Origin of the sequence: Chloroflexus sp. MS-G (assembly GCF_000735195.1) — a bacterium.
Taxonomy (GTDB): Bacteria; Chloroflexota; Chloroflexia; order Chloroflexales; family Chloroflexaceae; genus Chloroflexus.
Map to the genome: position 1 here is coordinate 1 of NZ_JPIM01000160.1, position 7,530 is coordinate 7,530.

At 54.5% G+C, this 7,530-nt stretch carries 7 protein-coding genes; 4 read left to right on the plus strand and 3 right to left on the minus strand.

All coding sequences use genetic code 11. From position 1 onward, the window contains the following. Positions 1 to 451 precede the first annotated feature (451 nt). From JE47_RS0118725 to JE47_RS0118735, 3 genes are all read right to left on the minus strand, one after another. Entirely contained in the window at positions 452 to 1,924 is a 1,473-nt protein-coding gene (locus tag JE47_RS0118725; protein ID WP_031461213.1) for a tetratricopeptide repeat protein, read from the minus strand. Further along, a complete protein-coding gene (locus JE47_RS0118730; protein ID WP_031461214.1) occupies positions 1,921 to 2,127 on the minus strand; it encodes a zinc-ribbon domain-containing protein in 207 nt (68 codons plus the stop codon). Before JE47_RS0118730 ends, JE47_RS0118725 begins: the two co-directional genes overlap by 4 nt. 136 nt (positions 2,128 to 2,263) lie before the next feature. Then, the gene (locus tag JE47_RS0118735; RefSeq protein WP_031461215.1) at positions 2,264 to 3,226 is read right to left on the minus strand and encodes a GGDEF domain-containing protein; all 963 of its coding nucleotides are present in this window, start codon (positions 3,224 to 3,226) and stop codon (positions 2,264 to 2,266) included. 456 nt (positions 3,227 to 3,682) lie between these two features. Here JE47_RS0118735 and JE47_RS0118740 point away from each other — a divergent pair, with 456 nt between their 5' ends. The 4 genes from JE47_RS0118740 to rnc all read left to right on the plus strand — a co-directional run. Beyond that, entirely contained in the window at positions 3,683 to 4,780 is a 1,098-nt protein-coding gene (locus tag JE47_RS0118740; protein ID WP_236631307.1) for a site-2 protease family protein, read from the plus strand. A gap of 19 nt (positions 4,781 to 4,799) precedes the next feature. Further along, positions 4,800 to 5,660 carry a fumarylacetoacetate hydrolase family protein gene (locus JE47_RS0118745; RefSeq protein ID WP_031461217.1) on the plus strand — a complete coding sequence of 287 codons (861 nt, stop codon included), beginning with the start codon at positions 4,800 to 4,802 and terminating at the stop codon, positions 5,658 to 5,660. 112 nt (positions 5,661 to 5,772) lie between these two features. Then, complete coding sequence (fabF, locus tag JE47_RS0118750) at positions 5,773 to 7,014, plus strand: beta-ketoacyl-ACP synthase II (protein ID WP_031461218.1); 1,242 nt, start codon at positions 5,773 to 5,775, stop codon at positions 7,012 to 7,014. Positions 7,015 to 7,019: 5 nt separating this feature from the next. Continuing rightward, positions 7,020 to 7,530: ribonuclease III (gene rnc, locus JE47_RS0118755; RefSeq protein ID WP_031461219.1), on the plus strand; the 511-nt coding region annotated here is incomplete at its 3' end.

The window sequence follows — 7,530 nt, forward strand, 5'->3', positions numbered from 1 at the left end:
CCGTGACACTAGTTGGCGATGACGCGCCCGATGGGTTGTCAGGTCTACCGGCGAGGTGAGACCGTTGCACTAGCAACGTGGGGAAGTATACCGGAACTTGCGCGGTTTGTCAAGTGGCGTGGACGCGGGTGGTTTGTCGAGGATGCCGTGCGCAGCAGGCACGCCGGTGCCAAGCGAGAGAAGCGACGGGAGAGGCAAGGGGGTGAGCGGAACCTCCTGCTAGCCTCCCTGTGCTCTCTTCTGGTGGGCGAGTACTGTGTTGGGGGAAGGTGAGGTAGAGCTTATCCGGAATACCCTGTCGCAGAAGAAGATCGGTTGGGGCGCAGCGCCGCTGCGCCCGTACATCTGATAAGCTGAGTGTATCCTTGCGCTCTGTAGATGATTTGGGAAGCTGCTCCTCGCTAATACCTCAGCACCTGCCGCTACCGATACTCCAGAGCATGCTGTTACGTCATGGATTACGAAACAGTGGTAACTTCACTCCTGTCAATTCCAGGACTGTTTCGGCTCGTTGTCGCCACACGCTGGCCGGGGCCTGATCGGCGACGGCTTCAAGATGAGCGCGACCTTGATCTAAATCACCTTGCGCACTGAGGGTTAGGCCGTAGTAAAAACGGGCTTCGCTACCGGCACCGGCTTCGAGCGCGGCATCGGCAGCTTGCAGAGCTCCCGGCAGATCACCACAGTAGTACCGTGTTCCGGCCAAGATGGTGAGGGCATCGGGGTCGTTTGGGCTGATATTCACAGCCGCCTGTGCTGCCTGCAAACCACTGGTACAGCGCTCGAAGCCACTATCGAGGTGGAAACGAGCGGCTAATGTCAGGTAGTAAGACCGCTCGTTGGTTGGTGCAAGAATGACGGCCTGTTCGTAAGCATCGGCAGCAGCGACAAAATCGCGTTGTGCGAAGGCCAGTTTGGCTTGAATCAAGGCAATGGCCGGATCAGAGCGACCACTCGCCTGTATGCGCTGTAAGGAATTGACCGCTGCGTTCAGATCCCCAGTGTAGATATACGCTGCGGTTAGTAATGACCAGATGCGGACATCGTCGGGATGAGCGTCAGCCAGTTGTTTAAGCTGTTCAATACCCTCTTGTCGGTTACCGAGGCGCAGATGGGTATAGGCACGGTAGATCGCTGCTGCCAGCCCATGTTCGCCAGTTGGTTCAGCCTGATCGAAGAAAGCCAGCGCTAAACGCTCGTAACCCATATCGAGTGCCAACTGGCCAAAGAGTTGTTGCCGGGTCGCTGAATCGAGGGTAAGGACGTGGTTGAGCATATCTGAACCGATCATTGGCGGTAACAGGGGTTGGAGAAAGGGGTCTGCGAAGGTTGCTGATTGTGGAATTGGAGTGATTGATACGTTCGTTGGATTGAATAAGGTCGCAAGTAGTGTCTGGCGTTCAACGGTGAGTTTGGCCCAATCAGAGGGTAGTTGCTCGATAGCGACTGACCGGTAGATATGGAAGGCTTGATCCAGTCTACCTTCCTTCAGATCGACATCGGCCAACAAAAGATCGCGCACTGTACAGAGTAAGGGCGTACAGTCGGTCAATGTCTGCCAGGTGCGGTATGCTGCTGCCGTGTCTCCCTCGCGCATCGCCAGATTACCTAAATAGAGTACAGCGAGCTGATATTCACGTGGCCGCAAACCAGCTTGAATGGCAGAGGCGAAGGCTCGTCGCGCCAGATCGGTTTCATTGCGCACCGTCAGGACGATGCCAAGCCGTAGGGAGGCATCGCTCAGGAGGTTTGTTAGCGAAGCGTAGGTAACGAGCGCTGCACGGTAATGACCGGCAACAAAGAGGGTGTCGGCCTGACGTAATGTATCGTAAGGGTCAGGACGGAGGGCAAGTGATAGTGCAACGACTGTAAGCAGGGTGTAAGCTGCCCAGATGATGCGTTGACGCCAACGGAGGTCAATCACTCTTCATCTAGCTCTGCTAGTTCTGCACGCGGCTCAGTGCGGCGACGCTGAGTCTCGCGACGGTTACGACACTTTGGGCAACGAGTCGGTTCATTGAGAAAGCCCTTATCGGCGTAGAACTCTTGCTCGCCAGCAGTAAAGATGAAGGTTGCTCCGCAACTGCGGCAGATTAACTCCATATCTCGATAAAAGATCATTGCCATAGGCACCTGCCAGTGCGTGTAACCTGATTCAGATTTCTCTTTATTGTACCACGTCGCACTGCCTGATGCTTGGGTGTCACGAGTGATACAGAGCTTTTCAACACCACGCCGGTTGTTTTGCCAAGCTCCTTGCTTATCATACTGAGTGGCCGACCACGACGCGGTTTTTACCAGCAGCTTTTGCTCGCAGTACAGCTTCGGTTGCGATGCGCAGGATAGTATCAGCGTCGCGAGTATGTTGGGGAATGGATGCAATTCCTATCGAGATAGTGACCGGAAAAGGCCAGAGCTGTGAACGCTCGATAATTCGTTGGCGTAGTCGTTCAGCCAGTGCAGACGCACCACTGACGCCGGTTTGAGGCAGTATCGCCAGGAACTGATCGCCTGTCTCCCAACGGGCGAGAATATCACTTGGCCGCAATTGTTCACGCAATGTTGCTGCCAGATCACGGATCAGTTGATCCCCAGCGGCGTAACTTAGTTCATTGTAACGACGCAGATGGTCACCGTTGATCAACAATATGCTACACGGCTGATTTTGTTCAAGCGCAATTCGTATCAGATCGTCGAGACGTCTGCGGGCGATAAGGCTGTTGGGTAAGCCAGAGACTGGATCAACCTCAAACTGCCGTTGGTTATTAATGGTTGTGCCTAACGCTGCCAGTTGCGTGATCAAACGGTTGAGGAGTGCACCAGGGTCGGCGTTGTCGGGAGTGAGGTATTGCAGAATTGTTGCCGGATCGCTGTTGATAGGAATCGAATGGTACCGAATAACAGGTATGGTGTTGAGATCGAGTCGTTGCATTTGTCGCTGGAACAATGCTCGCAGACGCTCGATCTGCATCGTTTGCGCAGTGTGGTTACTGACAGGAGCAACAATCACAAATTGAGTGTTTCCTGGCTGGTAGAGTGTTCCTGCAAGTTCTTCGCGCAATAAAAGTGCGAGCCAGCGGAGGGTGGTTGGCGGCAGGGCAGGTGGTAGTTGCACATCGATCAGATGGCAGGGTAGCGTTGGTTGGGAGAGCCATTCGGCGAAGGCCAACAAATTGGCAGCGCCGGTATTGGGATCGCGACGCAGGATAACATTGGGGTTTGCCATAGTTGTTCCCGGCGTTGATAGATACTCATATTCGGCCACTGGTTAGTGGTCAAAATCCAGGACAGAATACAGTGCCGCTCTTGAAATCTATCTCATTATACGAGATATTGGCTGTCTATTTGCACAGCATGAGGCGGAACCACGCTTATCTTCGCGCACCGATGTACATAGCGGTGTTCCTGTGCTGGCTCGTGCTGCGACTCGACGGGGGTCTCGTTGCGCACTACACAATGCGGGCCAGAGGCCTGCGATCCCAGGGAGATTGCACGGATTGGCGATTGCCGATAGTGGTTGCCTGATATTCGCCGGATCCGAGCCATTGGTAACCCGTTCTATTATTGAATGGAACCCAAAGCTGAGAACTCCGAAAATATCTGGAAATCTACAGACGGTCGCATGGTCTGTTCAGGCCTGTGGTAAGATGAACCATGACACTGTTCCAGCAAAGGAAACACCATGATGTTCGAGATTGACACGATTTCTACACTCCGCATATTGGCCGCTGAGGTGATGCTGGTTAGCGCCACGGAAGAACTGACCAATGGTGATCAGCGGGCTGTCCGCTGTCGAGGACAGTTGCTCTTAGAGGCACAGGCTGCGCATGATGCAATTGTGGGTCGAGCAGAGCGATTGGGTTACACACCGCTTTTTCAGCATGATCCAGCCGGTGCGGCAATTCTGTTTATTCCTACACCGCCTAAAGCCCAGCCTTCACGTTTGTGGCTGGCAGTGTTGCTCTTTTTGCTTACTGTTGCCTCAACGATGCTGGTTGGCGGGCAAGAGTATATCGAAAGTACCGGTCAAGTTGTTTTCAACTGGGGTTATGCCCTGAGTTTCAGCGGTTCACTGCTGGCGATACTTCTCGCCCATGAATTAGGTCATTTTATTGTGGCTCGTCGTGAGCGCGTGGCGGTTAGCTACCCTTTTTTCATTCCAATGCCATTCTTTTTGCTGGGGACAATGGGGGCATTTATTGCGATAAAAGACCTGGTGCCAAACCGGCGGGCGCTGCTGGCAATCGGGATTGCCGGGCCATTGGCCGGTCTGTTCGTCGCCATACCGGTACTGGCCATCGGATTGAGCATTTCGGAAGTAAAACAGGTCGTACCGTTGCCAGGCAGCTTTACCGAAGGCAATTCGTTGCTCTACGCGGCAATGAAGATATTGATTTTCGGGCGCTTTCTGCCGAGCGGCGGTGAAGATGTTTATCTGCACCCGATGGCACTTGCCGGTTGGGCAGGTCTGCTGGTGACCGGTCTTAATCTACTGCCGGCCGGTCAGCTTGACGGTGGGCACATTTTCTTTGCCCTGTTTGGCCCGCGTGCGGCCCGCCTGATGAGTGCGATTGTTGCAGTGGCACTCCTCGGCCTGGGATTTTTCTGGTCGGGCTGGTTCATCTGGGCAGTGATGATTGCTTTGATCGGTCAGCAGCGTAGTCCATTGCGGAACGAGATTTCTCCGCTCGAGGGCCCGTGGCGGTGGCTGGCATACATCGGTATCTTAACGTTTATCCTGGTTTTTACACCGATTCCGATTACGGTGAATACGCCGTGAAGGGATATATGGAGGACGTATGAAGTTCTTGACGTATCGGTATGATGGGGCTGAGCGTGTTGGTGCTCTACGCGGCGATGAGGTCATCGATCTGTCGCCGTTGGCGGCGTCGATGTTGGAACTGATCGATGGCGGGCCTGATCTGCTGGCTGAAGCGCGGAAACTGGTGGCAGCAGCAGAAGGGGGGCTGGCGTTGGCTGAGATTGAACTGCGGGCACCGATTCCACGTCCGCGTAAAAACATCATCTGCCTAGGCATGAATTATGCCGCGCACGCGATTGAGTCGCTGCGGGCGAAAGGTTTGCCGGAAAAACTGCCGGAATATCCGGTCTTCTTTAGTAAGATGCCGACAGCGGTAAATCACCCGAACGCACCGGTTCCGCTCATGCCCGATGTATCGGCCCAGCGTGACTGGGAGGTGGAATTAGCTGTCATTATTGGACGACGCGGAAGGGATATTCCGGCGAGTGCTGCGCTCGATTACGTCTTTGGCTATACCATCATGAATGATGTGAGTGCCCGTGATTTGCAGACGCGCCACCAGCAATTCTTCTACAGCAAGAGTCTCGATGGCAGCGCGCCGCTAGGGCCGTGGATTGTCACTGCCGACGAAATTCCCGATCCCCACGCGCTTGGTATTCGATTGCGGCTGAACGGTGAATTAGTTCAGAATTCGACCACTCGCGACATGATCTTTGATATTCCGACCTGTATTGCTACGTTCAGCCGCGGCATTACGCTTGAGCCTGGTGATATTATTGCGACCGGTACGCCAGCTGGGGTTGGAATGGGGATGACGCCACAGCGTTGGTTGAAAGCCGGTGACGTCATGGAAGCTGAGATTGATGGCATTGGAGTATTACGGAATACCGTCGAGTAGTTGTGCCGGGTGCTGTCGTTGTTGTACTGGGAGCCATTTGCCATAGTTCCTGGTACAACATGATATAATGCGCGCCGATGTTATTCGTTGCTTGCAACACTAAGGAGTGATCATGGATCGACGGGTGGTAGTGACCGGAATGGGGGCAATTAGCCCACTTGGCCTCAGCGTAGCCGAACTCTGGCAGGGGATCGTCGCAGCGCGGAGCGGCGTCGGTCCGATCACATTGTTCGATCCGACGGGTTTTGATACCCGCTTTGCCGCCGAGGTGAAAGGTTTCGATCCGATAAACTATATGGATCGCAAAGAGGCGCGACGCACCGACCGCTTTGTCCAGTTTGCAATTGCAGCAACGAAAGAGGCGTTGCGTGATGCCGAACTAGAGATTACACCGGCCAATCGTGATGAGATTGGGGTCTTTATTGCCAGTGGAATTGGTGGGATTGCAACACTCTCTGAGCAGCTAGAGGTGCTACGCAGTCGTGGGCCAGGACGGATAAGCCCCTTCTTGATTCCAGCGATGATTACGAACCTGGCTGCCGGTCAGGTTTCGATTGTCACTGGCGCCCGTGGGCCAAGCTACTGTGTGACATCGGCCTGTGCCAGTTCAGCGCATGCAATTGGTGAGGCCGCAGAGACCATTCGACGTGGCTGGGCGAAGGCGATGATTGTGGGTGGGAGTGAGGCCAGTATTACTCCGATTGGGGTGGCTGGGTTCAATGCGATGCGTGCCCTTTCCACCCGTAATGAAGATTATGACCACGCCTCACGTCCGTTTGATGCTGAGCGAGACGGTTTTGTGATGGGTGAGGGGGCAGCAGTGCTTATCCTCGAAGACCTCGAATTTGCTCTCGCTCGTGGGGCCCGTATTCTGGCTGAAGTGGTCGGTTATGGGGCAACGTCTGATGCGTATCATATCTCGAATCTGGCCGAAGATGGTGAGGGGGTGGCACGAGCGATCCGGCTGGCGTTGCAACGAGGTGGTCTAACGCCAGGCGATGTCGATTACATCAATGCCCACGCTACTTCGACGCCGTCCGGTGATCCGGTAGAAACCGCAGCTATCAAGCAGGTCTTCGGCGGTCGTGAACAGTCACCGCCGGTCAGTGCCAGCAAGTCGCAGTTCGGTCATCTTCTCGGTGCAGCGGGGGCCATCGAAGCGGTTGTCACCGTGTTGGCAATGCAAAACAATCTGTTACCGGCGACGATTAATCTCCAGCATCCCGATCCGGCATGTGATCTCGATTTTGTGCCGAACCATCCCCGTCCGGCCCAGATCGAAGTGGCTCTGAGTAACTCATTTGGTTTTGGTGGGCATAACGTCTGTCTTGCCTTCCGCAAATACCACGGATAGCGCGTATGTCCGAGCGATTAGCAGAGCTTGAGCGGGTGATTGGGATTACGTTTCAGGATCGTTCGTTATTACAGCGAGCATTTATGCACCGTTCGCTGTTTAACGAACAATCTCATCGATTGTCTCAGCCGACCGATTATGAGCGGTTGGAGTTTCTCGGCGACTCGGTGTTGCATTTCGTAACAACAACCTGGCTGTTTACGACCTTTCCCGAACAAAACGAGGCAACACTGACCCATTGGCGTGCTGCGCTGGTGAGCACGAAAGGACTGGCCGAGTGCGCCGGTCAACTCAATTTGGGACAGTACGCCTATCTCTCGCGTGGTGAGGACAATCCGGCCGGTCGGAGTCGCGAAAAGTTGCTGGCTGATCTGTTTGAGGCGCTGGTTGGTGCGATCTATCTCGATCAGGGTTTGGAAACAGTACGCACGTTTATCTTGCGCTTCTGGCAAGAACGCATTGACCAGATCACCCGTCTCGATCTTGATCCGACAATGCGGTTGCAAGAATTGATGC

Coding starts and splice junctions, on each gene's coding strand:
- JE47_RS0118730 (WP_031461214.1), bottom strand. CDS start 2,127: ATGGCAATGATCTTTTATCGAGATATGGAGTTAATCTGCCGCAGTTGC.
- JE47_RS0118735 (WP_031461215.1), bottom strand. CDS start 3,226: ATGGCAAACCCCAATGTTATCCTGCGTCGCGATCCCAATACCGGCGCT.
- JE47_RS0118740 (WP_236631307.1), top strand. CDS start 3,683: ATGATGTTCGAGATTGACACGATTTCTACACTCCGCATATTGGCCGCT.
- JE47_RS0118745 (WP_031461217.1), top strand. CDS start 4,800: ATGAAGTTCTTGACGTATCGGTATGATGGGGCTGAGCGTGTTGGTGCT.
- fabF (WP_031461218.1), top strand. CDS start 5,773: ATGGATCGACGGGTGGTAGTGACCGGAATGGGGGCAATTAGCCCACTT.